The organism is Haliscomenobacter sp. (assembly GCF_965225875.1).
In the GTDB taxonomy this organism is placed as follows: domain Bacteria; phylum Bacteroidota; class Bacteroidia; order Chitinophagales; family Saprospiraceae; genus Haliscomenobacter.
Genome location: NZ_CBDDBS010000002.1, coordinates 1,618,812 through 1,643,154, shown reverse-complemented (window position 1 = coordinate 1,643,154; position 24,343 = coordinate 1,618,812). Strand labels below are relative to the sequence as shown.

19 protein-coding genes are annotated in these 24,343 nt (G+C 45.9%); 5 read left to right on the top strand and 14 right to left on the bottom strand.

What is annotated here, in order from left to right; all coding sequences use genetic code 11:
* Window positions 1–36: 36 nt before the first annotated feature.
* A complete protein-coding gene (locus ACO08K_RS09335) occupies window positions 37–261 on the top strand; it encodes a hypothetical protein (protein WP_421796125.1) in 225 nt (74 codons plus the stop codon).
* A gap of 166 nt (window positions 262–427) precedes the next feature.
* On the opposite strand, the gene ACO08K_RS09330 is transcribed toward ACO08K_RS09335, so the two are convergent.
* Together ACO08K_RS09330 and ACO08K_RS09325 are read right to left on the bottom strand one after the other, a co-directional pair.
* A complete protein-coding gene (locus ACO08K_RS09330) occupies window positions 428–1,324 on the bottom strand; it encodes an IS630 family transposase (protein WP_421798283.1) in 897 nt (298 codons plus the stop codon).
* Window positions 1,325–1,328: 4 nt separating this feature from the next.
* Window positions 1,329–1,628 (bottom strand): hypothetical protein, encoded by a 300-nt coding sequence (locus ACO08K_RS09325; RefSeq protein WP_421795433.1) that lies wholly within the window; start codon window positions 1,626–1,628, stop codon window positions 1,329–1,331.
* A gap of 206 nt (window positions 1,629–1,834) precedes the next feature.
* On the opposite strand from ACO08K_RS09325, the gene ACO08K_RS09320 reads away from it, so the two are divergent.
* Window positions 1,835–2,341, top strand: coding sequence for a CARDB domain-containing protein (locus ACO08K_RS09320; RefSeq protein ID WP_421796124.1), 507 nt, complete (start codon window positions 1,835–1,837; stop codon window positions 2,339–2,341).
* A gap of 14 nt (window positions 2,342–2,355) precedes the next feature.
* On the opposite strand, the gene ACO08K_RS09315 is transcribed toward ACO08K_RS09320, so the two are convergent.
* On the bottom strand, window positions 2,356–3,057 hold the full coding sequence (locus ACO08K_RS09315; protein ID WP_421796123.1) for an SDR family NAD(P)-dependent oxidoreductase: 702 nt from the start codon (window positions 3,055–3,057) through the stop codon (window positions 2,356–2,358).
* Window positions 3,058–3,138: 81 nt separating this feature from the next.
* Between ACO08K_RS09315 and ACO08K_RS09310 the strand changes: the two genes are divergently transcribed.
* The 3 genes from ACO08K_RS09310 (at window position 3,139) to ACO08K_RS09300 (ending at window position 6,220) form a co-directional block, all read left to right on the top strand.
* A complete protein-coding gene (locus tag ACO08K_RS09310) occupies window positions 3,139–4,683 on the top strand; it encodes a cryptochrome/photolyase family protein (RefSeq protein ID WP_421796121.1) in 1,545 nt (514 codons plus the stop codon).
* 177 nt (window positions 4,684–4,860) lie between these two features.
* A complete protein-coding gene (gene ygiD, locus ACO08K_RS09305) occupies window positions 4,861–5,694 on the top strand; it encodes a 4,5-DOPA dioxygenase extradiol (protein WP_421798304.1) in 834 nt (277 codons plus the stop codon).
* A gap of 52 nt (window positions 5,695–5,746) precedes the next feature.
* Complete coding sequence (locus ACO08K_RS09300; protein WP_421796120.1) at window positions 5,747–6,220, top strand: YbjN domain-containing protein; 474 nt, start codon at window positions 5,747–5,749, stop codon at window positions 6,218–6,220.
* On the opposite strand, the gene ACO08K_RS09295 is transcribed toward ACO08K_RS09300, so the two are convergent.
* From ACO08K_RS09295 to ACO08K_RS09245, 11 genes are all read right to left on the bottom strand, one after another.
* Window positions 6,217–7,152, bottom strand: coding sequence for a hypothetical protein (locus ACO08K_RS09295; RefSeq protein ID WP_421796119.1), 936 nt, complete (start codon window positions 7,150–7,152; stop codon window positions 6,217–6,219). The two genes, ACO08K_RS09300 and ACO08K_RS09295, sit on opposite strands and share 4 nt — an antisense overlap.
* Before the next feature lie 181 nt (window positions 7,153–7,333).
* Complete coding sequence (locus ACO08K_RS09290; RefSeq protein WP_421796118.1) at window positions 7,334–9,706, bottom strand: beta-L-arabinofuranosidase domain-containing protein; 2,373 nt, start codon at window positions 9,704–9,706, stop codon at window positions 7,334–7,336.
* A gap of 53 nt (window positions 9,707–9,759) precedes the next feature.
* Window positions 9,760–11,298: a phytoene desaturase family protein gene (locus tag ACO08K_RS09285; RefSeq protein ID WP_421798303.1), complete on the bottom strand. Its 1,539-nt coding sequence runs from the start codon at window positions 11,296–11,298 to the stop codon at window positions 9,760–9,762.
* A gap of 146 nt (window positions 11,299–11,444) precedes the next feature.
* On the bottom strand, window positions 11,445–12,077 hold the full coding sequence (locus ACO08K_RS09280; RefSeq protein ID WP_421796117.1) for a hypothetical protein: 633 nt from the start codon (window positions 12,075–12,077) through the stop codon (window positions 11,445–11,447).
* Between the two features lie 184 nt (window positions 12,078–12,261).
* Window positions 12,262–15,099, bottom strand: coding sequence for an RNA polymerase-associated protein RapA (gene rapA, locus ACO08K_RS09275; RefSeq protein WP_421796116.1), 2,838 nt, complete (start codon window positions 15,097–15,099; stop codon window positions 12,262–12,264).
* A gap of 190 nt (window positions 15,100–15,289) precedes the next feature.
* Complete coding sequence (locus ACO08K_RS09270) at window positions 15,290–16,066, bottom strand: alpha/beta hydrolase (RefSeq protein WP_421796115.1); 777 nt, start codon at window positions 16,064–16,066, stop codon at window positions 15,290–15,292.
* Window positions 16,067–16,259: 193 nt separating this feature from the next.
* Complete coding sequence (locus tag ACO08K_RS09265; RefSeq protein ID WP_421796114.1) at window positions 16,260–17,492, bottom strand: alpha/beta hydrolase-fold protein; 1,233 nt, start codon at window positions 17,490–17,492, stop codon at window positions 16,260–16,262.
* A gap of 570 nt (window positions 17,493–18,062) precedes the next feature.
* Window positions 18,063–19,568, bottom strand: coding sequence for an agmatine deiminase family protein (locus ACO08K_RS09260; RefSeq protein ID WP_421796113.1), 1,506 nt, complete (start codon window positions 19,566–19,568; stop codon window positions 18,063–18,065).
* A gap of 140 nt (window positions 19,569–19,708) precedes the next feature.
* A complete protein-coding gene (locus ACO08K_RS09255) occupies window positions 19,709–21,451 on the bottom strand; it encodes a tetratricopeptide repeat protein (protein ID WP_421796112.1) in 1,743 nt (580 codons plus the stop codon).
* Window positions 21,452–21,757: 306 nt separating this feature from the next.
* The gene (locus ACO08K_RS09250) at window positions 21,758–22,936 is read right to left on the bottom strand and encodes a C45 family autoproteolytic acyltransferase/hydolase (RefSeq protein WP_421796111.1); all 1,179 of its coding nucleotides are present in this window, start codon (window positions 22,934–22,936) and stop codon (window positions 21,758–21,760) included.
* Window positions 22,933–24,198 carry a DUF418 domain-containing protein gene (locus tag ACO08K_RS09245; RefSeq protein ID WP_421796110.1) on the bottom strand — a complete coding sequence of 422 codons (1,266 nt, stop codon included), beginning with the start codon at window positions 24,196–24,198 and terminating at the stop codon, window positions 22,933–22,935. The genes ACO08K_RS09250 and ACO08K_RS09245 overlap by 4 nt, the downstream gene beginning before the upstream one ends.
* Between the last annotated feature and the right edge of the window lie 145 nt (window positions 24,199–24,343).

Genomic DNA, 24,343 nt, shown 5'->3' with positions numbered 1-24,343 from the left:
TTTTGTACTTTTATTATCAGCTAAAACAATGGATCAATGACTATTGATGCAAGGAAATTACATTTGATTAAACGTTTGATGGACATCGAGAATGAGGCTATTCTGGATAAATTAGAGGCCATCGTAGATGCCGATCCTATTGATTTGCTGTTAGCAGATGTTGAACGCATCAACAATGGTGATACTAATGATTTCCTTTCCTTTGCCAGCACCCATGAACTAGCTGATCATTTAGGTGTAAAATGGACTCCGACTATTTAGCTCATACACTAGACATTTAGCTAGAAGGACATCAATTGCCCCTGGCTTCAGCCTGGGGGCATCAGCCCTCTCGGATTTGGGCTTTAGCCCTAGCATGAAAATTAAGGCTGTGGCTAAAGCCAGATCAACAAAGAAACCTCGGATCCACGCGCTAATGAAGTTTTCTTTAAAAAGCGTTCTTTGACATATTGGAACTAACATCAGCGAAAGGGCGATAAAAAGGCGACTGTAAAGCCCTTAGGCCCACATATTGAAGCAAAGGCTGGTTTTGATGACCAGGTTGTGCAAACCATTGTTCGACTTTAATTTTCAATGCATCCCATTGATCGACCAGGCGATGATTGTGCAAAAGATCTTGCTTGAGCCATCGCCACATTTTTTCAATGGGATTGAGCCAAGAAGCATAAGTGGGCAAAAACAACAATTGAACGGGTAAATTTTTACCCTTGAACTTTGCTTTAGGCTTGAGATGTTGCCATGATTTGGGTAAAATTATGGGGAATGGAGATTGCTGAGGAGCTAAAGCAGCAAGGACGTCGGGGTGAAAATGAACCGGCCAATTATCCAGGATGACCCAAATGGTTTTTTGAGGATGCTTCAGGGTGAGTTCCTCAAAAAATTGAATGATGGTGGGTACCTTGATTTTATGACGAATCAAATAGTGGGTTTGGCCCGTTAGTCCATTTAAAGCGCCACAGATTCTGAACGTTTTATTGGAATAATGACCTAATCTACACAAGGGTTGCTTTTGCGAAGCTGGACTCCAGTCATAGCCAATCGTGGGCTGGAGATATACGGTGAGCTGATCCAAGAAATAAATTTCCTGCTCTCCAGGATTATGGCTTCGGATTTGCTGTAGCAGGTACTCTACTTTGGCCTGATAAGCTGGATCAGGGCTATGTACATATTGGCGTGCTCGTAAATGGCGAACCCCAATTTTTTTGAGTACTTGCCACACTCCACCCAGGGAGTAGTCCTTAAATGCCTCGATCTTTTCCCTCAATGCCTTTAGCGTCCACCGACTTTGATCTAAACCAAAGTTAGTTGGACTTTGACCTACCACCAACTCAACCTGGGTTTGTAGTTGTGGGGGGCTTAGAGGGGGAAAACCCAGGCTTACGACCGCGGCCTGCCTTTTGTTCTAAGCCTTTGATGCCTCCTGCTTTGTAGCGAACCACCCAGTCATAGACCGTGTTCTTGCGCCGACGTCGCAGTAAGCCTTTGTTTGCAACTTCGTTGCCAAAGGAACCAGACGCAATTTGTAAAATGGCACTCGCTCGCTCTCGAAGATAGGGCTTGGGTGAACGTTTCAAGAGGCCTTCCAAGGCTTCTTTTTCCCCTTCGCTCAAGGTTAGATAGATTCTCATCTCTCCTCTTTTTGATGCTAAGTTACCAATATTTCAAAGATCGTTTTTTACGAAAAACTTCATAAGCACGTGGCAATTGATCTCCTCCGAGCAAAACGTACAGTAATGTAGCCCTTATTATATGGTATTTTTCAGCTCTCCCCCTTTATGAGGATGTTTTTGTTCCCTCAAAGCCCCAGCTTTGTACCAACAAAAATAGCCAAGCCATGCGACCCATTTTCCTCTTCATCACACTGTTCTATTGCGCTGTCCAAAGTTTACAAGCCCAAAGCCAACCCATTCAATCACCCCGCTTGGCGGTTCAACCCAAAGTGCGGGCTGTTGATCTAAACCTCAAACCAGAGCTGAATTTCAATGGGGAACCCCAACAGATTTACCGCTCACCACAAGCCCGAGTGGTGCTGCTCACAGTGCGCAATACCGGCCCTATTGCTACGGGAAACTTTAGCATTGAAGTGACCTACAACTGGCGGGTGGATCATGAATCTTTCACCGCCCAAAGCCTCAAAAGGAGCCAGAACATTGGAGCCTTGGCAGCAGGCCAGCAAGTGCAGGTAGAATTTGTGGTGCCCGACAATTTGATTCACCGCAATGCGCCCTATGGCTCGAGCAACGTAACGCTCAGTTTTAAAGTAGATGCAACAGGTGTAGTTGCAGAAATGTCTGAGAGCAACAATACTGCCAGCCTCAGTCTGCCCATTGTCAATCAATAAACTCCAATAGCTTCTTATACCCGTACTGCGCTCATCCCCCCATCTGCGTGAATGACCTGCCCCGTGATCCACGCAGCATCAGCAGTCAACAGGAAGGTAGCCAGAGCCGCTAGTTCGCTGGCGGCTCCTACTCTTTTGAGGGGGTGCCGATTGGCCGCAGCTTCCCGTTTTTCATCACTGCTCAAAAGGCGTGCGGCCAGAGGGGTATCGGTCAAAGAAGGAGCAATACAGTTCACCCGGATACCCGGAGCAAGTTCGGCGGCCAAGGATCGAGTCAATCCTTCTACCGCACCCTTGGCTGCGGCGATGCTGCTGTGAAACGGCATGCCTTGACCAACCGCTACAGTACTGAACAAAAGAATACTGCTGCCTGGATTCTTTTTCAGCGCCTTGAGGCTAGCCTGAATACTTTTGATGGCACCTACTACATTGATCTCAAAATCTTCCCGAAAAGAAGCAAGTGGCAAACTGGCAAAAGCCCGCAGATTGATACTCCCGGGGCAATACACCAAACCTTGTAAATTTTCGGGAATTATGGCGGCGGGAATCTCCTCCGTACTCACATCCAGCACATGATGAGTCACACCTGGTAATTCACTCAACTCGCCCAGTGTACGCGAAATGACCGTGACCTCATTGCCTTGCTCGAGCAATTTTCGACAAATTTCCAATCCAATTCCGTGGCTTCCACCCACTACCAGGTAATGTTTTGACATGGCTCAATCCTTTTGATGTGGTGCTAAGAACAAAGTTCGTGGCGCTTTGTTTAGAACCAGCAACTCATCGAACCGTATCCAATGACTTACTATACTTTGAGGCTCATCCTTGGTGACCAACTCAATGCCAACCATTCCTGGTTACAGGATAAAGACCCCTCCGTTCTGTACGTATTGATGGAAATTTTACCCGAGACCCAGTACGTTCAACATCACGTCCAAAAGGTTTGTGCCTTTTTCCTCGCCATGCGGGCTTTTGCGAGCCAACTCCAGGCAGCAGGCCATCAGGTGAAGTACTTCCAGCTGGATGATCCTGACAATCAACAAGATTTTGCATCCAATTGTCAACAACTGATCGAGCTTTATTCCATCCAAAAAATGGAATACCAGTTACCCGATGAATGGCGAGTGGATCAATTGCTGCTATCTTTTTGCAAAGGCCTGGCTATTCCCCACCAGGTTTATGACACTGAGCATTTTCTGAGTACCCGCAACGAACTGGCTGATTTGTTCAAGGGCAAAAAGACCTACCTGATGGAGAGTTTTTACCGTAAAATGCGGGTAAAACACCAAATCCTGATGGAGCCAGATGGAAAAACGCCACTTAGTGGACGTTGGAATTACGACGCGGAAAACCGCAAAAAAATGCCTGCCAATCTTGGTGTTCCTCCAACGCTGGCACAATACCGCGATGTTGAGGATATCCTACTAATGCTGGAAAAGATGGGGGTGAAAACAATGGGCTCGATTCAAACAAAGCATTTTAATTGGCCAGTTACTCGCGCCGAAAGTTTGGCGTTACTGGAACACTTTGTACAGATTCGGCTGCGGGCTTTTGGTGATTACCAAGACGCCATGATCGATCGGGATTGGTTGTTGTTCCATTCCCGGCTGTCCTTTTCTATGAATGTGAAATTGATCGGTCCCCGAGAAGTAGTGGATGCCTGCATCAGTTATTGGCAAAATAACCAGCAAAATGTGCCCTTTTCAGCCTTGGAAGGTTTTGTGCGGCAAATCATCGGTTGGCGGGAATACATGCGGGGGATTTATTGGGCGGAAATGCCGGGCTTCGCACAGCTCAACTACTTTGATCATCAAGCCAAACTACCCAGCTGGTACTGGACGGGCCAAACCAAAATGCGCTGCTTGGCACAAGCAGTTGGCCAGTCCCTGGATCGAGCCTACGCCCACCACATTCAACGCTTGATGCTAACAGGTAATTTCGCCCTGCTTTTGGGGGTGCACCCCGATGAGGTAGACGCCTGGTATTTGGGCATTTACATTGATGCGCTGGAATGGGTTGAAATTACCAATACCCGGGGCATGAGTCAGTTTGCCGACGGCGGCATAGTTGGCACCAAGCCCTATGTTTCCAGTGCCAATTACATCCACAAAATGAGCGATCACTGTGGGAAATGCCATTATGATAAATCTTTGCGTTATGGCCACCAAGCTTGCCCCTTCAATGCTCTTTATTGGGATTTTTATGATCGGCACGCCGACAAACTGCGCGGCAATCCCCGCATTGGGATGGCTTATCAGGTTTGGGACAAAATAGATGCTGAAGAACGAGGCAAAATTTTAGCCCATGCAGACTGGATCAAAACCGCCGTTGATTCGCTTTAAAAACAATGGCGCAGCATTCCACCACCCGCGAATCACAAGAACAGCTGAAACGCGTACATTCCCGGGTTTTCCAAAATTCAATGTATATACAACTATTTTTTACCTCGTAGCGTTTTTACAAAAAACTTGCGCATGAAACGCAAAACATTCATCAAAACTGTATCAGGAGCTGCGCTTATGATGACGATGGGATCTTTCAAAAACTTCCGCGATGAGTTGGAAGAACAAGACGTAAAAATGCCTCTTTTGTTCCTGGGCCACGGTTCGCCCATGAACGGTATTGAAGACAACGCCTTTAGTCAGAGTTGGAAACAACTGGCGAAAGACATTCCCACGCCAAAGGCAGTTTTGGTGGTTTCGGCGCACTGGCTCACCCGAGGTACCCATGTTACCGCGATGACCGCGCCAAAAACCATTCACGATTTTGGTGGATTTCCTCAAGCCTTATTCGATGTGCAATACCCCGCTCCTGGCGACCCGGTACTTGCCGAAAACACGCGCAAACTGATCACCAAGACTGAAGTAGGTTTGGATCACGAGTGGGGCCTGGATCATGGCACCTGGACGATCATTCGCCACATGTATCCCGAAGCCAACATCCCGGTTTTACAACTGAGCATCGATTATTACAAATCACCCCAGTACCACTACGAACTAATCCAGGAATTGGCAGAGCTGCGCAAAAAAGGCGTGCTCATCGTGGGCAGTGGCAATATGGTGCACAACCTGCGGATGGTTGCCTGGGAGCACCTACAAAAAGAGTCTTACGGCTTCGATTGGGCCATTGAGATGAACGAGGTTTTTAAAAAACACATCAGCGATGGCAATCACCAACCGCTGATCAATTATGAAAACTTGAACAAATCGGCCAAGCTGGCCATTCCTACACCCGATCATTATTACCCATTGCTCTACATTTTGGGCCTACAAGACAAGAACGATCCAGTGCATTTTTTCAATGACAAAGCGGTAGGTGGGTCTTTGACTATGACTTCGGTGAAATTGGGATAATTTTTAAAAAACTCCGATATTGTGGGTATTTCATAACCCAATGACAATACCCATGGAAAACACACAAAACCCATCTCATCCTGCCGATGTGCAGTACAACAAGGTGGTAGAAATGGTACACTGCTACGCAGAGTCTGTTGGCCTGGATCGACACACCGTGTACAATTCGGAGAAGCTTTTTTGGAGCTGGACCAAAGGTAGTGCGACCATCCAGATCATGATCCACAAGCTCAATTACGACAATGGATCACGACGTGATTTTATCCGCATTTTTTGCCCGGTGATGGACGTGCCAGCAACCAACCAACTACTCACTTTTTACCGCCGACTGTTGGAGTTAAACGATGAGAAATTCGGCATTAAATTCAGCATTTTACCCAATGCCAACAAAGTTTGGGCCACCTTTGAGCGGGACATCAAAGGCATTGATTTTAATGAACTGTCTACTTTTATCAGTGATTTCGAACACTGGGCCGATACCCTGGACGATCAGTTGAAAGAGCAGTTTCCGAATTTGCTGAATTAAAAATCCACTTGCGTCCTTCCCGTTTTAAAATCGTAGACACAAGAGATACGACCATCAAAGTTCCCCATACAACTTCCGTTGGCTTTGGTGGTTTCACTCTGTTGGCAATAAGGAAAATAGTAGCGGATGGTTTCCATGTTGCGCAAATCCCATTCGGTATTGACCATGGCGATCATTTCAACATGAAAGTCCAGTTTTTTGGAGGTCCGCAAAAAATCCACTACATCGTCGTGGATCTTTTTGCGGACTTCCATTTCTCTTTTGCCACTCAAACTCAGGCTTCCAGGCAAGAACTCTGAGGATCCAGGATCAGCCAAATCAGCATTGGCCGCTGCGATTGTATTTTCATAAACCCAGGCATTCGCCCGATTGACGAAGCGGGTATCGAGTACTTCTGGGAATCTTTTCCCCCAGGCCTTAGGGTCCATTACTTTCAAATTTAAGCGACAAGGCACCATATTGCGCTGGGCAGCCCAGGCGGCACTAACTTTTTGAATTTGCTTCATGCGGGAGGTGAAAATGGAGTTGAAAGGCTCCTCATACAATTGGATCTCAACCGCATTCTGAGCCAGGTTGGTTCCTACTACCACATTTTTAAAGCCATTTTTTTGCAATGCCGCCAATAAATTACCCGCTGCTTCAGCGTTAACCTTGGCTGCTTCAAAAGCGCTTTGAATCGAATCTTTGATCATGCCCCCTTTTTCCTTTTTGGGCTGGTAATCGATCGTAAACTGAATTTTAGGATCAGCGACCGACTGAATGGGGATCAACACTAGGGAGTCTGCGGTATTGACTTCCGTACCGTCCACAACTTTGTACTGTTTGGGAAACCATTCATCCAGAGCAGTTTGTACTTCCGAACTACTTTGATCACTTGTACAAGAAAAAAGAGCATAGGCCAGAGCCAAAGTAAAATAAATATAGTTGCGCATGGCTGTTTTGAATTTGAACAGGCAAGAGTACAAAATCTCTGGAACTCCACCTAGGTAGTGGGGCAAAAATAAATGTTCATTTTTTTTGAGCTAAAGGATTAGATAAGACACTTGAAATGAAACGTTTATTTATCTAATCCTTTGGCAAAATGAACAATTTATTTTTTTATCGCCCCTGAAATTAGTCCCGCAATATTCTGGCACCAAATACCCGGCCCGCAGTTTTCCCATAATTGGCCTCTACTCGCACCACAATTTTATCCCCAGTTGTCAACATTTCGGCTGGTATCGGGTACTCTCGATCGTAAAAACGCCCCGTTTGTCCACCAGTCAAGGTTTCGGTGAGTAGCAATTGGCCATTTACCTTGATGTCAAATTTGCGGTCTTTGTCGTCGCCGATGTAGGTGAAAAGCAGGCGGTTTTTGGCACCTGGTTGTACTTTCATTTCAAAGGCAAAAAAGTGCCCGGTACGAGCTTCCCGGCCATTTACCCCCAGGGCATCGCTGACGTAAGAGCGCTCACTAGCTTCCAGCTTGTGGTCGCGCTCGGGTTGCATTTCGCCGATGCGGAAATTATCGAGGGTCTGAGCGTCGATTTTTTGTTGGCGTTGTTTTTCGGCTTCATATTCGGCCTGGCGGGCCGTCCATTGTTCAGGCGTGAAATAATCCCAGTACACGCTGTAATATTCCTTATTGCTTTGGAAAAAGGGAATCAACACTGGTGCCAGGGGTTTAGCTACTGCTGGGCTCAATTGAAACTTCAAAGCAGCAAGGTCTTGCGGCTGTACCAGTTGATCGGCTTTACGCTCGGCACTCAAAATGACGGGAGTGCCGTATAATGGATCGGGCATTTTGTTGCCCAATTGACCAGCTAAAACGATGGGTCCGTACAAAAAGGCAATCCGATTGGGATTGTCGGGCATACTTTCGGTGTAGAGCTGCATGGGCATGTCCAGTTCGAGCACATCCCCATTTTTCCACTTGCGATTGATGCTGTAATACCCATTGGACTGGGCGATGGCTTCGACGGGTTTGCCATTGATTTTTAGTTGCCAGTTGGTGCTCATCCACCAGGGGCGGCGTAGGTACAGGCTGAATTTTTGGGCTTTTTTGCCACTAAATTTGACGCTTACTTTCCCACTTTGTGGGTAGTTTGTCTCCTGGCGAACGGTCATTCCCCTGGCCTGCCAATTCAATTCGGATGGAATGAACAGGTTGAGGTAAAGCCCTTTTCCATCTGCACTGTGGTAATAGATGCTCTCGTTGTATTTGACATGGTTTTCCATACCGCTACCCACACAGCAGGTGAATGTGCGGAATTCGTCGCTGAACTCCTTCTTGCTGCCCATCCGTAGGGGGACAAAGTAGGTCATCATGCCCGTCTCCGGGTTTTGCGAAGCCAAAATATGGTTGTACAAAGCCCGCTCGTAATAATTGGCCAACTCGGCGGTGGGTTCCTGACAAAAGAGGTGCCGGGTCAGCTTGAGCATGTTGTAGGTATTGCAGGTTTCGCAGGTATTGTCGCTGAGTCGATCGTTGAGTTTGCCGGCTTCGCCACAGTATTCGTAGTTGCTGTTTCCACCAATGACATAGCTGTGCTTGTGCACCATCGTTTCCCAAAAAAAGGAGGCGATGGTTTGATCCCGGGTATTGCCTGTGAGCTGGTACTGACGGGCACTGCCGATGGCTTTGGGTACATTGGTATTGGAATGTTTGCCAGGCAGCGGATCAATTTTTTTGGAGAGGGGCTCCATCACAAAGTCATCAAAGAACTTGTAAGAGAGGTCGAGGTATTTTTTTTCACCCGTGAAGGCGTACACGTTGGCCAGGATTTCATTCATGCCGCCGTATTCGCATTTGAGCATTTTTTGGCGTTGGGCGTCATCGAGTTTGTTTACCACTGCTCCGGTCCAGTCGGACATACCTTTGAGCACCTGCAAGGCCTGGTCATTGTTGGTATACAGGTAGGCATCAGCCAAACCAGCCATCACCTTGTGGATGGTGTACCAGGGAGACCAGCCTCCATTGAGGTCGAAGCCAGAAGAGCGGATGTCGCCCCGGGCCACCTGAGCAAAAATGCTGTCTTCTTTGGGAATGGCCCCCACGTAACCCGTTTTGCGCGCCTCTTGACAACGTGCCAGTTCCTGAACCAGATAGGTTACTCGCTCCTTGTATTTTTCATTCTTGCTGCCCGCGTACATCAAAGCGCAAGCGGACAGGTAATGCCCGAGGGTATGCCCCGACAGGCCTTCACTTTCCCAACCGCCATACACTGGGGCTTTGGTGGGCAAGCCAGCGTTAGCATAAAAGCGGTGCAAAAGACGATCGGGCTCTATTTTGAGCAGATAGGCGGCGTCTTTTTCCATCGCAGTGTAAAATGGGCTGCCGGGTAACAAGCGTACATCTTCCAGGGGGAAGCCATAGGCTTGCAGGGCGATGGCGGGTTTGACCTTTATTTTAGATTCTTGGGCAATGGGCACGTAGGATTGGGCAGAGAGAAAAAACGCCTGAATGCAAAGGCAGATGGTCAGGCTAAAAATGAGGGTATTTTTCATACGTCCGGTTTTGTCCAGGCAAGTTAAAAAAAGAATAATTGTGGTGTGTACATTTACCCCCGCTCAAGCACAGCCATGGCCGCGTTGTGCCCCGGGATCCCGCTTACGCCGCCTCCACGGATGGCACCTGCTCCACAAATAAAAATGCGTGGATCGTCCGTTTCTACCCCCCAAGCAGGCGCTTCGTCCTCTTCATGGAAAGGGAAGGCCAAATCCCGATGGAAAATATTCCCACGAGGCAAGCCAACCTCCGCTTCTATGTCGAGTGGGGTTTTGGCTTCGATGGCCAATTCACCATTTGGGGACTGGGCAAGTACGGATTCTATCGGGTCGAGCAAATATTGATTGAGGGAGTCGATGGCGGATTGCAGGGCCAATTTTCGCTGGGCGTCGTGCTGGTCATCAAACAAGGCTGCAGGAGTATGTATTCCAAAAAGTGTGAGTGTATGGTATCCTTTCTGCTGCAATTCAGTGCTCAGGATACTCGTGTCGGTCAAGGTATGGCAATAAATCTCCAGGGGCATCGAGGCGGGTATATTGCCCGCTTTGGCTTCCTGGTAGGCAGACTCCAGTTGTGAAAAACTCTCGTTGATGTGAAAGGTGCCTGCGAAGGCATCGCGCGGGTCAGCTCCCGATTTGAGTCGGGGCAATTGTTTGACCAACATATTGATTTTCATTTGCGAACCTTCTAAACTGGCCGGAGGATTTTTTCCACGCAGTTTTGCCAACACTTGTGGCGCAGTATTGGAGAGCAGGTAGTTCGCTGAAAATTGATCCCCATTTTCCAGACTTACCAAGACTTCTTGTTCATCGGATTGCACACTCGTGACTTTACTATTGGTCAAAATGCAAACACCCGATGCCAGTGCTACACGCTCCAACTCGCGTACCAATGCGCCCATACCCCCCTGAGGCACTTTCCATTCACCCGTTCCATTGCCAATCAGGTGGTAGAGGAAACATTTGTTGGCCTGCAAATCGTAAGCAGAAGCGAAGGTGCCAATGAGCCCATCGGTAAGCACCACTCCTTGCACCACATCGTGCTTAAAATGATTGGTGATGGTCTGTCCTATCGGTTCCTCAATCAAATAGTCCCAGACCCGATCAAGTCCGATTTCTTTCTTGAGTTGCGAGCGGGATGGCAGTGGTTTTAGCATGGTGGGCGCTATGCGCTGGGCAAATTCTTCTATTTCGCCATAAAATTTCTGCCAGGCTTTCATCTCGGCTTCGCCCCCTTCCAAGGAGGCAAAGGAGGCAGCCGTTTGTTCATCCCAAACTCTGGAAACGTGCAGGCCGGAATGTTGCCCCAGCGCAGCATACGGGGTATAACTGGCCACTCGCCGGGATAAGCACTTAAAATTAAGGTTGAGGTCCTGAATGATTTTATCAGGCAACAGGGAAACCAGGTAAGCGTAACGCGACAGGCGCGCATCAAAATCGGGAAAAACCCGTACACTGGTCGTGGCACCACCGATTTCAGCGTTTGCTTCCAGCACCAGGACTTTTTTGCCTGCTTTTGCCAGGTAAGTTGCGGCAACCAGGCCATTGTGCCCGGCGCCAATGATTATGATGTCATATTTTTGTGTAGCCATCTCAAAAATAGAAGAAGTGTATTGAAATTTCAAACAAGCTCTAAACCCATTGGTGGGACTGTTGTAAAAGTACATCTATTTTTGAAAATGTTGTTGCGGGTCATTCTCCTTTCTTACCAAGAGTTTGTCCAATAATCTCATCCACACTATTTAAAGGGTTCGTAATTGGTAAGTTTGATATTGTCAAACCAGGCTTCAATATAACCTTTAGTGCTGACTGCGCTCGACCTTAATCCCACTTCAAAACATCGTCCGATATCGGTGTTTAAATCAAAATCAGCTTTAATTCTGCCCCAGTTTTCGTACTGTAAATCGGCAAATCGCACTTTATAAAACGTCCATTTTTTAGCAGTAACCGGGATCATTTTTGTTGATCCCCATTTGCTGCTATGCCCTTTACTCAGCACCAGATAGTGCAACATTAACGTGTCGCCTTCGCCTCCTTTACACCAAAAAGAAAGCCAGGTGTCCTGTTGGAAAGATTTCCATTTTGTTTCCATACCATCAGCGGCGAGTGAATCCGCTTTAAGGTCGGTAAACCAAGTAAATGGTTTGTTGGATGGTATGGAATCCCATCGTACGTAGAGACAGCTTTTGGACTGCTTATTAATCTGATCCTTTTTGATTTCATCATAAGAAAACTTTACCCGTTTATTATCCCGCCACCAGTTTTCGGTTGGCGGTTTGTTTTCAAAATCATTGATCACGATTTTTTGCTTTTGCTGGGCTAAAGCAATTTGCAAGGGAAGAATGACTAGGATAAAAAGTAGGTTTTTCATATTTGGCGTCCTTTATTTTACTGATTTCTTCAAAAGCCAGCAGGTGATCAGCGTGAAGCTTCTCCTCGTCTGGAAGTTTGAGAATGTTGGAAGGTGTAAACTCAACCAAATAACTATTGAGTTTAAGAAAATGTGCATTGGCAGAAGCTAATTCATTTACCCCGCTCGTCTAAGCCTTCAACGCTCAAGGCACAACGCCGGCGCAAAGTATAAGTTGAATGGCGTCCAACCTTACGCGTGCATCTTTAATAAGCGAAGTTAGGGTCAGCTGTTCATGGAGTGCTGTCTGAATTTCTGCTGGTCTGATGTTTTTATTTTTTTGCTGTAATATTTTTAGTCTATCTATTTCATGATTCAGTGTGAGGTTCATGCGTTGCAATCCATTTTTTATTTCTTTTGTACTTTGTTCTTCCACCATTTTCGTGGCTGCTGAAATCATATTGGGCAGAGTCGTTTCCATTAACGTTTGATTATCCAGCAAAGCGTCTATTTGTCCAGGAATCATTTTTTTGTCTAATGTTTCAACAGAATACCGATCTGTTACATCGTTGCCAAGATGATCAACTACAATTCTTAATAGTGTATTTGGAAGGAAACGGTCTACATATATGCTTCGGTCTCTCGATGTTTCAAGAACAAAAAGTAGTTCAAGCAGAATACCGCGGCTGTTGGTTCCTCTAAGAACGCCAAAACTAGCGCTCCCTGTCCCTGAACTTAACACCATGTCGATAGCACCAGTTGTGATGGGATGATCCCAACTAAGGAAACTAATATCTTCCCGACTAAGCGCGCGTTGTCTATCGAATGTAACACTTATACCTTCAGGCGGAATAGCGGGAAATACCTCAGTGATTGCAGAAGCAGGATGCAAAAAGTAGGTTCGGGGAGAAAGATCTTCCATTTCTATATCAAAATGGCTAAAGACTTTTGTAAAATAATTTTCAAGGCTCTTATCGCAGTCTTCTCTTTTAATTTGCTCCACTAGTTTTGCTGCTATCCTGGGGCGAAAAGAATTCATCTCCAACAATCGATCACGTCCTTCAGCGAGGCTTTTTTGAAGTTCTTTTTGAAAAATGGACGTTTTGGTAATCAATGCTTCTAATTCCGGGCTAAAATCTGAGAAGGAGGGAGAGTTGGATAAGGTTAGCAGTTGGTCACGAAATAGTTTCGATATTTCATTTCCACCCTCAAGATTCTCTTCAAAGGCATTTAACCCTTCGTGATACCACCTTACCAGCACATGCTGTGGGCTGTTGGCCAGGTAAGGGACATGAATATGTATATCTTCTGTTTGACCAATCCTGTCGAGGCGCCCGATGCGCTGCTCCAACAATTCGGGATGAAGCGGCAAGTCGAAGAGTATGAGGTGATGGGCGAATTGAAAATTTCGCCCCTCGCTGCCAATTTCAGAACAAAGGAGGATTTGAGCGCCATCTGATTCTGAGAACCATGCCGCATTTCTATCGCGTTGGACAAGGGTAAGGTCTTCGTGAAAAACACTCGCTTTGAGATTGGCACGCTTCACTAAAAATTTTTCCAATGCAAGCACCTTTTCTTTGCTCTTGCATATGAGCAGTATTTTTGCAGGATACAGTTTCTTCATTGTAGTTAAAAGCCAATGAACTCGAGGGTCTTCGGCAAACCAAAATTCCTGTTTATTTGCAATAGCTCCGGGCGCCATATCGTGGGCAAACTCATTCGCCAGGCGCTGAAGCCAAAGGGCCTTATCTTTGGTTGTGTTTAAGGGAATTAGATGCGCCTTTCGCTTTGGGAAACCGCTCATTGCAGATCGGGTATTTCGGAACAATACTCGGCCTGGGCCATGCTGGTCCAATAAATCTTCAATAAGATTATCCTTGGCAACATCTCCTCCTTTTGTTAAGGATAGTATTCTTTCCTTTGGGAAAAAGGATTCTAATATTTTTGTATCGTTAGGTTGCAATTTTTTTCCGGAGTACAGTTTTTCCACAATAGTGGCAATGTTTCTATGGTCAGAAGGCTCATTTATGAAATCATGATAATTCGAATACCTGTTTGGGTCTAGTAATCGAAGTCGTGCGAAATGGCTTTCTTCACCTAGTTGTTCCGGGGTTGCAGTGAGGAGCAGTAATCCTTTGGCTGCTTTACTCAATAGTTCCACCATCCCATACTCCGGGCTCACTTTGTCAACAGACCATTCCAAATGATGTGCTTCGTCTACAACGAGCATATCCCAACCAGCAGTCAGTGCTTGTCTGGTTCGTTTCGCTGAACCGGCCAAAAATGAAGTACTGCAAATAATCAGTTGATCGTCGAGAAAGGGGTTACCATCTGGGGCATTGCCATCGAGTGAGGCACAGCGATCTTCATCGAAAATGTTAAACCACAGGTTAAACCGACGTAGAACTTCTATAAACCATTGATGTACCAAAGACTCAGGAACGAGAATGATTACCCTCGAAATTCGTCCACTTAACAACAAGCGATGAAGGATTAAGCAAGCTTCAATGGTTTTTCCAAGACCAACCTGATCTGAAAGTAAGACACGAGGAGCATATCGTGAACTCACCTCATGAGCAATGTATAGTTGGTGAGGAATAAGATCGATTCTACCGCCCACAAATCCATTTACAGGAGATAATCTCCGGTTGTAATCGTGTTGTAGTGTCTCTCTGCGTAAGGCAAAGGTTTGTGGAGCATCTACATCACCCATAAAAAGTCTGTCATCGACACCATGTCTTGCTGACACATCGCCGAGTTCGGCCTCAGACAATTTTCTGTCTTTCCCGTAATACAGATACAACTCACCCTCTAGTTCAACCTGTTTAATCAGCAATGATTGTTTTTTTGTATCTACGATGATATCGCCGGATTTAAACACAACTCGACGTAAGGGAGCACTTTCCAATGCATATAGTCGTATTTCATTGGATCTGGGAAAATACAGCTTGACCTTTCCTTTGCTGGTTTCTGTTACAATACCAATACCTAGTTCAGGTTCACCTTTGCTGGTGTATCTTTGATTAGGAAAAAAGCGTTCCATATAACGTTTCAAATTAGATTAAGCCTGAATGAACCTTCACTTTATTTTTTTTCAAAGTTAATGGATAGTACTTCTTCTAAAGTTCTACTGCAATTGTGTTTGTGCTTACAACAATATTAAATTGAAAACCATTGCTCAATACAGCGGCGCATGCCCCTTCAGGGTTCACACGCCGCTACCTAGTATTGTGTCATTTTTTCGCTACAAAGAGCAAGCCCTCTTTAAAGCCTGGATAGGGCGATATGCCCCAATCATCAAAGGCTTGGTACTTACTGGCGATTTTATTGCCGGATTTGCTGGTCAATAGTTTAGCAAAGGCGGTCATGTTTTCGTTCACTTCGGGGATGTTGCTGTTACTGTATGCCCCGTTCAAGGAAGCCAGGAAGATTTTCCGGTCCTTGAATTTGTCAGGGGTTTGTAGTGCCTTGTTGGCCAGCCCCGTGAAAAAATCATTGTTTTCGTCATACCATTCCTTGCTCGCAGCGATGTAGCCATTGAATAAGGTCGGTTTGCTCAGCATGGCGTACAAGGTAAAAGAACCCGACAAGGATCTGCCATGCAATACCCTCTGTCCATTGCAGCGGTACTTTTTTTCGATGGAAGGGATCAGTTCTTGCTCCAGGTAGGACAGGTGTTTGTCGTATACGGCGTTTCCCATCTCCCTTTCCAATTTGTCTTCCACGTTGATGCCTACCACGATCATTTCGGGGGTACCGTTTTCTTTGTGCAGTTTTTGGGTTAACACCGCAATTTCTTCCAGCATTTCGTCGGTTACTTGGAGAAAGAACAAGACAGGGTACTTTTGTTGTGATTTAGCATAGCTGTCAGGTAAACGGACCATTTGTTTGACGGTTTTTTTCAGAATGGATGATGCGGGATTGCTGGCCACCACCTTGGGGGTTTGGGCCTGGAGAAATCCGATTGAGCATAGGCTCAAAATAAGGAGAAGCGCACGGTTTTTAGGCATTGTATTTAGTTTTTATTGGTTATCAATAACTCTTAAGGAGCAATCAAGCGAATAAACGTTGAACGTAGCCAGTTTTGATTGTATAACCTGCTAAATTCAGGTTTATTTAACAGTTGGGCAAGGTATAAAATTGAAGCTTGCCAAATCTTGGATTTTTATGGTGATTTGGAACCTCATGGTACAAAATCACCATCTATTTGCTTTTAAGCTCTTCCAATTTCTTTCTGGTGCTCTCCGTCTCCTTGAGGGCTAGCGCTTTTTCGAACTGAACCAGCGCATTGGCCTTATCACCGATGGCTACAAAATAATCGCCATATGAATCAAAAACATTGAAGCTTTCGGGGTAATTGTCCACATTGAGTTTGAAGAGGCTTTCCGCTTTTTTGTAGTGTTTTTGCTTCAAAATTTCATAAGCCAAAAAATTGATTTCCGCTTCATCGGGCTTGATCTGGTATCCCATTTTTTGGGACAATTGGGCGAAATGGTTTTTGTATTTAGCCGCTAGCAAACTGGTCGAATCGGTATAATCTTTTGAAGCGAGTTTTAGCGGAAAAAAGTCGAAAAAGAAACGCAAGGCATCGTACTCGGTAATGAGCGGCACCGAACCATGCGTATCATTAGGGTAATATTTGCTACCGTACTTCAGGCCATTTTGCTTGTTTTTTTGAAAAGCAGCATCCAAAATCAGGATGGAGCGGATGTGCTCCGAATCTCTGGTTGTATCTTTATGGACCGTTTTGATGTTCATGCCTTCTTCCATGGTATTGGCAATGCCCAGGTACAGCGATTTTCCGGCAAATTTCTTTTCTGCCAAAACCTTTTGCGTTTGTTTCAGCAGCTTTTGTTTGTCCCACCACATACTGGGGTCGATGCTGATGTAGGAGTTGAATAGGTTGTTGTGGTGAATAAAAGCCTGCATCACCATCAAACCGCCTAGTGAATGTCCGATGAACATTTTGTAGGGCGCAGTCGGGTATTTTGCTTCAACGTGTGGCATCAATTCTTTTTCCAAAAAGGCAAGGAAATTTTCGCCGCCGCCGGTTGTTTTAGCGGAGGTGCTGTCGATATAAGGCGGGTCGACGTCGATGTGGGTAGGGGTGAGATCGCGCATTCGGTCGGTATTGGGGATGGCCACTACGATCATTTTGGGGCAGAGGTTATTGCCTCCGGTGCTCAATTGTTCAATCATGCCGACAACGGATGAAAAATGCCCGTCGCCATCCAACAAATACACTACTGGGTAACGTTGAGGGCTAAAAATGCTGTTACTGCCCTGGTCGGGAACGTAGACCCAGATTTTCCGTTGTTCACCCAGAATGCTGGATTGGAGGCTATCGATGCTGCCTATGACGATTTTGTTGGTTTGGGCAGTGGCGGCAAAAGTGCTCACCACAAAGCAAAGCAAAAGAAAAGCTGTTTTTTTCATACTGAAAGGTTGATGGTAGTTCGATGGTACGAAAATACGACGCTTTTCGCACCAGCAAACCATCAGTTCGTTGCTGAGTTGATTGATTTTCAGTCCCTCCATAGAGGCCCCGAAGCTAGCTTCGTTAAACCCATAGGCTGAGCGACATTTTCTTTTAAAACAAAGCGTCCAGAACAATACGTTTAGGTGCTTAAAATTGATTGCAACATATTTTAATGCCCAATCAACTTTGTAGCAATTTTCAGCCAGTTATCATTAAAGTATAACCAACCAGCGGTGACATCTATGCTCAATGCCCAAAGCACGCCCAGCACATAAGCGGGGTGTAATCTTCTACGCGTAATCAAATCATAAATACCCACGAATAAAATTAAGGTGAACGGGCATGAAAGCTGACGAACTACAAATGGCCAATAACAAAAAAGCATCATTGATAAACCCCGAAAGCAATGCCAGCCAGGCAAAAATTATCATCAATAAAAAGAAGTTTCTATCCCAAGGATGCTGTGAAGGGAAGCTATTCGTTTCACTCATTGTACTATTGTTTTTTGATTGGAAAAGGATGTGCCTTTATCGCTCTACCGTGTAAAATCCACTTGGTGCAGTTCGGGGCATGGTTTCCTTATTGCCCGATTTTGAGGCAGCCGAGATATAATACTCAATGATTTTATGGGGCGCTTTTGCTGGAATGGTGGTGTGGAAATGGGTGTCATCGTCGGCGGATTTAAGCGATTCCGTTTTCCAGTTTTGTTCGCCTTTTATCCGCCAATACAATGTGGGTGAATTCGCCACCAATCCTTTTTTACTGTAATCGATGATAGTGGCATACACGGTCAGGGGGTCATTGATTGCCAGTTTTGAGGATAGGCGTTTGACACTGATGAACAGCATTTCATTGTCCCAAACCGCTCGGGTACGGCAATGCAAGGCATCGCCACTTTTCCAGCCATAGCCCGATGAATATTGCTCTTGCATGCCAGGGGCCAGGAAGGGCTCGTCTTTCAAGGCAAACTCAAAACCTTTTACGGTATAACCAGGCATTGCCTTTTGCCAGGTTTGTAGGGCTATATTATCGGCTTTAATTTGGAACAGCGGGACGTAAATGGTTTTATTGACAATGATGGAATTGGAATACGCCGCTAATTTCTCACCCTCGTATCGGTCTGTTTTGAGCCTCAAAATTTCGTAAGGGCGACCATATACGGTTTTTAGCTTTTTTAATTCATTTTGAACGATGTTTTCATAAACGGGATAGAGCTCATGGTCTACAGGCGGCTCGGCTACCAGTATTCGTTCTTCATCCAACAATTTCATGAAGCAGTCAATATGTTGAATGCCCATCTTTTCAAAATTGGAAACAATATGGTAACTATTGATTCCTTGCAACGCCTTGTTGAGCTTGAAATACTGGGCTTCAGGTATCTGGTGGAATTTGTTTTCGCTGGGTAAAATGCAAGTCGAAAAAGCCGTTCCCAAGCCATCGGTTATAAAGTTGCCGCCCGTATTGATGAATGGCAGGTTCAATACTTCCAAGTTCAATCCTTTGGCCAGTGGCACAATCGTGTTGTCATCTATTTCTGATTCCAAGGTTTCATGCTGTTTATCCGAAAACAAGGAATACAATGAGTCGGTGCATCCCCATTTGGCTCTGGGCGGAACATAAAGGCAGTTGGCATCAGCGAGTTTCATGGTACCCTCCGGTGTAAATATGGCACTTGGGCCCCAATCTCTTACCCACCAAAAATCGATCCCTCGGGGTACATAAATGAATGTATTTTGGGAAGCCTCTATGCCCCATTTGCCGTACCATTGTTGAGCCTCTTTTTTGATGGAATCGTTTTCAACCAAGGTGTAAAGGTGATTGTCTTTGGCGAGTTCTACCAGCAATTTGTGGGGCAATGCCAAAGGCCATGCGACCAATGTTCCTTTGGCAGGCTCCCATTCAGCGGCGCTGCGGTTGGTGTTGCCTTGGGTGTAGTAATTGCTTTCAAGCGTAGCTTCCTGAATCTGATTTTTACAGGCAGATAGCGCGAAAATCAGCACAAGGAAAAAGGTATTTCGTGTTGTTGATTTCATTTTAGATTCCTTATACAAACAAAGCATCCAGAACAATGCTATTGTCCACCAATCCGTCACTTAAAGACGATTAATTCCAGATTATTTGTCTTTAAGTGGATCGGAAAAAAACGTCCAGATATCCCGCGTGGGGTATAGCTTCACTTCCACCCAAACATCCCTTTATCCGCATATCGGGTCGCTTCTTTGAGCTGGTGTTCATATTCAAGTTTTTTTTGAGCGTCGCCACTTTTTGCGTAAACTGCCGTCAAGGCATGAAGCACATAGGCGCTTTTGGGGAATCTTTTGAGTAAATCCTGGTAAGTTTCAATGGCTTTATCCCATCTTTCTGCTTTTTCGTAAGCCTGGGCCAAGCTCATTGCCACAGGGCGGGAATACAAAGGAGGCTCACCGTAGCCCAATTCCAGTTCATTTTTCTCAGCCTTCTTCAACAATTCCAGCGCATGTACAAAGTTGCCTTGATAACTGGAAATGCGGCCCTGTAATTCTAAACTTGCTATGTTTAAGGTGTTTTGATACCCCCATGAAAAACGTGAAAAGGGTTGGTTCAATGAATTATCCTTTTCCGCTTGCTTTTCATTTCGCCAGAGGATTGCATCCAAACCATTTGAACATTGAATAGCATCGCTTAGGTTATTTTTATCAAGGGCATCCATACCCTTTGCAAAAAGGGTTAAGCATTGTTTGAATTCCATGCTGGCAACACTAAAAGCAGAGTCACTGGCCATCACTTTTTCAAGTTGGGTTACAACTTTATCCCATCTGCCAAAAGCCATTTCCATTTTGGCGGGAGCTAGAATACCCTGGTTGAAAAAATAACCATCATAGATTTTCTTTCTGGCTTTATCTGCTTTCATGCTTTTTAGCTTTTCAGCATAAAAAAGTGCCTCATTGTATCTGCCATCGTGGACACAGTTGTTGATTAAATAGTTGATATTGTGGATGTAATTCCAGTTGTCTACTTCCTGAATTCCCTCGTTTTTCATGTAAGCCGAGTCTACTTTTACGGAAGCGACAAAGGCATCGTGAGCCCGTTTGTAATCGCCGATTCGGTTGTAAATATGCCCGGGCATGTGAACGTTATGCCCCGACTTAGGCGCAAGCGAGGTCAGGATATCGGCACTGGCCAGGGCACGTTCGGGGCAGCAATGTTCCATGAGGTGTATCCAATAATGGTTAAAAGCATGGTTGTTGGGAGCCATCCGTTGCACGTCTTTGAGTAAAAATTCGCTGTAAAGCTGCCCTTCATTGGGATTCATTTTTGTATCAAAACCACTCATTTTATCCAGGGCTAAAAACAATTTGGCATCAATGTCTTCGGGAAATTTGTGCACAATTATCTCATATTTTTTATCCATTTCCGGATAGGCTTTTTCTTTGAGGGAATCGCCTAAAAGTCCAATCTCGGCATACAACTTTTCGTGTTCGTTGGCAGTTTTGAGCAGTTTTTTCAACTGTTTCGCAGCCACTTTTTTCTGATGTGCAAATGCACTATCCGATTCCGGACCAGGAGTTTGGAGCAGTCCCCAATAAGGCATGATGGCTGAAGAATCGTTCCGGATGGCTTCTTTGAAAGCACGAAAGGCTTCAAAATCCCAAAAGCCATGCAGCAAATTGAGGCCCTGATTGAAATACGCTTGGGTTTTTTCGGATTGGGTGTTGATTTTCATGCTTGAGTTGCCAATTCCGGTCATCAACTTGGGTGGCGGCAGGTTGTGGATGTAGAAATTTTGCGCCCGTGATGCCTGGATATGGGCGAGGTGGTTGTGGCTTGAGCCTTCTGTTGTGGCATCGCTCTTGGGATGGTCGTGCTGGGCATAGCCGATTGTTCTGGCTCCCAGGATGCAAACAAACGCAATGGAAACAAAGGGGAAATTTTTCATTTTAAGTGTTTTTGAATTAATGCACATGACCACCGCAGGCCTCAATTTGTATGTTGACCCGAATCGATTTTAACAGCGTCAAAGAGAACTGAACCGAACCTTTGTTAGCCTTTTATTGCAGTCAAAAGAACAGAAGTAAGTGAGGGAGGGAAGTTTTTCATCGTTCCTGCAAACCGAGCTTCAAGATCGATGCAATTGCGATTTCAATCTAAAAGAAGCTATAAGTCGCGGAATGTGTAAAATTTACATAGATTCCGCGACTTATAGCTGTTTTTTTGAAAAAATCACCAAAACAGCCCGGGCTTATTATTCAGTTTTTCTTTTGCCCTTACTAAACTGCACTTCTTTGTACTCCGACTCATCCGGCGGCCCGGCGGTGATTTGCAGCTTGGGGTTGCCGGTCAGGGTCATCACCACCGAGCCAAAGGTACCACCCCAGCCATTGAAGGTACGGCAAACGGGGTTGCCCGGGTCGTCCTTGGCCCGCAAGGCGGCTTTGATGTCGGCGTCTTTTGCGTTGGGAAGTGCGGCGATGTGCCCCTGCACTGAAGCAAGGCGGATGCTGCTGTTTCCTTTTTCCGGCTCCTTGTACCAGTCTTTCAGGTCGTCGTTGGCGATGGGGTGGTTGGTGTGGTACACCGTGCCGTTGGTATTTTTAGGGTCAAAACGCACGACTTTGTTGCAAGACGCTTCAAAGTCATAAACTTCGCCCTTGATACCGATGATGTAGTTTTGCCCCGACGCATGGGGGACACTTTGGATGAAGCGCAGTATCTCGTCTTTGTCGGTGCTGTTGAGGATGTGTCGCACGACGAAAGCGACAGGCAGGCCTGTGGCGTTGGCTTTGAGTTGCATCAGGGTGTTCATGCAGGCTCCGATACCGGCTTCGTTCAGCCCATTGAGGGCGATCAGGCCGGGATAGGTGAGGATGAGTTGTTCGGGCGTTTGTTTGGTTTTTGCCAAACGCATCAAGACCTGATAACCGTCGGTGTAGCCTTCCAGGTCCATGTTTTGGGCGATGTAGCCGGGGTTGCCGTCGCGGGCGGGCACACCCATGCCGCTGCAATGGTGCTTGTCGCGGGCATCCTGCCAGACCCAAAATTCGTCGAGCAGGTTGTGAACCATGATGTCGTTGAAGGCCTGCCCCGAACCGTCGGCGATGCCGCGCACTTCTTCATACAAATCGGGCGTCCATTTTTTGATGGCTGCATCGAAGTGGGCGTAGGCAAAAAATTCCACCACCACCTGATCGGCCGGTTTCTCTAACTGATTTTCCACGCTTTTTTTCCATTTTGCGACAATTTCGCCGATTTCTTTTTTCAGTTGTTGGCCGTGTTGCAGGCCGCGAGCGTAGCCCCTGCCGTGGAAGCTGACTTCGCGAAGGCGGCGCTGAGGCGGATTAGGGTTCGCTGCGGATTGTGCTCCTACATTTTGGAGAAAGGCTACGCAAAACAGGCAGCAGAGGATGAAGGTGGTGTTTTTCATGCTAAAATGGTTTGAGCTTTTGTAAAAGATTGGGCTTTACCATACGTTAAGCTCCGCCAGACCCATTCCAATGGGCCATAGTTAAAATAGCGCAGCCAAACGGTACTGATGAGTATTTGCAGGGTGAAAAGGGCAATGGCAAAAACGGTTAAATAGAAGGTGCCTAGTTTGCCACCATAGTTCAGACCTTGGGATAGGAAAACAAACTGACAGACGAGCGAATGCGATACATAATTGCTGAAAGCCATTTTGCCAACTGGGGCGATGACAAGCATGATTTTTTTACCAAAACCCGTTTGAAAACCCAGCATAAACGTACCGACATATACCAATGCCAAAGGTGCAACCCCAAAGGCATAAGCCATGGTTTGGTAAAGGCCATTTGTTTTCAATTGGTAATAATCGCCATCAAAATTGTGCACGTAGTAGGCCAAAACATAATTTGCAGGCAAACCAATGAGCAAGCCCAAGCCGATGATCCAATACACCGTCTTTTTGTGCTGGGCGATGTTTTTGTAAAAATTGGAACGCCCCAATACGAACCCGATTAAAAACATGCCCAAAACTTTGGGGGTTCTGCTTACCAAAAACAAATAGCCAAAACGATGAAAAATACCTGCAATATTGAGTTGGAGTATACCCCACCAATTTGCCTGTTTAAACCAGGCTTCATAGTCGCCTTCGGACTGTACACCGCTTAGTTGTTTAAATACATTTTCCCCGATTAAATGTAGGAAATTGGCAGGCGCGTTCACCATGGCCCACTGCATTTTTGCAGCATATAATGCTATTGGTGAGCAGATCAACACTGCACCCGTGATCAGAAGGGCTCTGTCCGAAAAGCGCCGGAGTGGCAGCAGCAGGAAACCAAGCATGGCATAAAACAGCACGATATCGCCTGGCCAAATCAGGATATGCCCAAATCCGAGCAGCAACATGAATAGCAAGCGCCTTCTGATGGTTGGGAGAGCATCACTCCCCTTGTCAAGGCCACGTTGTATTTGTAGCGCAATGCCCCAGCCAAACAACAAACTGAAAATGGAATAAAACTTCCCCTCGATGAACATCGCATACAGGAAGTTGAGTTGCTTGTCCAGTTCAGGGAGTAAAAAAGGGCTTGATTCGACCCGATTAGTCCCCCAACCCAATCCGCCAATCGTCAAGTTGGCGATGAGGATACCAAATATGGCAAAACCCCGGAGTACGTCCATGAAGACTTCGCGGTCTTTGCTTTGGATCGGGGCTATGGTATGCTTGTTCATAAACGAAAATTGATTTTAGGAAAAAGGGGGTGTCACTACCGTTTCATCGGCTTTTAATCCTTTATTACAGCCAAAAGAGAAGAAGTAAGTGAGGGAAGGGAATTTTTTTCATTAGTCACTTGTACAAGCAAAGCATCTACTCCTA

What these genes read in the sequence shown, in the direction of transcription:
- ACO08K_RS09250 (WP_421796111.1), bottom strand. Translation starts at nt 22,936, where the DNA reads ATGAAAAACACCACCTTCATCCTCTGCTGCCTGTTTTGCGTAGCCTTT.
- rapA (WP_421796116.1), bottom strand. Translation starts at nt 15,099, where the DNA reads ATGGAACGCTTTTTTCCTAATCAAAGATACACCAGCAAAGGTGAACCT.
- ACO08K_RS09290 (WP_421796118.1), bottom strand. Translation starts at nt 9,706, where the DNA reads ATGAAAAATACCCTCATTTTTAGCCTGACCATCTGCCTTTGCATTCAG.
- ACO08K_RS09295 (WP_421796119.1), bottom strand. Translation starts at nt 7,152, where the DNA reads ATGCGCAACTATATTTATTTTACTTTGGCTCTGGCCTATGCTCTTTTT.
- ACO08K_RS09285 (WP_421798303.1), bottom strand. Translation starts at nt 11,298, where the DNA reads ATGGCTACACAAAAATATGACATCATAATCATTGGCGCCGGGCACAAT.
- ACO08K_RS09310 (WP_421796121.1), top strand. Translation starts at nt 3,139, where the DNA reads ATGACTTACTATACTTTGAGGCTCATCCTTGGTGACCAACTCAATGCC.
- ACO08K_RS09325 (WP_421795433.1), bottom strand. Translation starts at nt 1,628, where the DNA reads ATGAGAATCTATCTAACCTTGAGCGAAGGGGAAAAAGAAGCCTTGGAA.
- ygiD (WP_421798304.1), top strand. Translation starts at nt 4,861, where the DNA reads ATGATGACGATGGGATCTTTCAAAAACTTCCGCGATGAGTTGGAAGAA.
- ACO08K_RS09320 (WP_421796124.1), top strand. Translation starts at nt 1,835, where the DNA reads ATGCGACCCATTTTCCTCTTCATCACACTGTTCTATTGCGCTGTCCAA.
- ACO08K_RS09260 (WP_421796113.1), bottom strand. Translation starts at nt 19,568, where the DNA reads ATGAAATCAACAACACGAAATACCTTTTTCCTTGTGCTGATTTTCGCG.
- ACO08K_RS09255 (WP_421796112.1), bottom strand. Translation starts at nt 21,451, where the DNA reads ATGAAAAATTTCCCCTTTGTTTCCATTGCGTTTGTTTGCATCCTGGGA.
- ACO08K_RS09300 (WP_421796120.1), top strand. Translation starts at nt 5,747, where the DNA reads ATGGAAAACACACAAAACCCATCTCATCCTGCCGATGTGCAGTACAAC.
- ACO08K_RS09270 (WP_421796115.1), bottom strand. Translation starts at nt 16,066, where the DNA reads ATGCCTAAAAACCGTGCGCTTCTCCTTATTTTGAGCCTATGCTCAATC.
- ACO08K_RS09265 (WP_421796114.1), bottom strand. Translation starts at nt 17,492, where the DNA reads ATGAAAAAAACAGCTTTTCTTTTGCTTTGCTTTGTGGTGAGCACTTTT.
- ACO08K_RS09335 (WP_421796125.1), top strand. Translation starts at nt 37, where the DNA reads ATGACTATTGATGCAAGGAAATTACATTTGATTAAACGTTTGATGGAC.
- ACO08K_RS09245 (WP_421796110.1), bottom strand. Translation starts at nt 24,198, where the DNA reads ATGAACAAGCATACCATAGCCCCGATCCAAAGCAAAGACCGCGAAGTC.
- ACO08K_RS09315 (WP_421796123.1), bottom strand. Translation starts at nt 3,057, where the DNA reads ATGTCAAAACATTACCTGGTAGTGGGTGGAAGCCACGGAATTGGATTG.
- ACO08K_RS09280 (WP_421796117.1), bottom strand. Translation starts at nt 12,077, where the DNA reads ATGAAAAACCTACTTTTTATCCTAGTCATTCTTCCCTTGCAAATTGCT.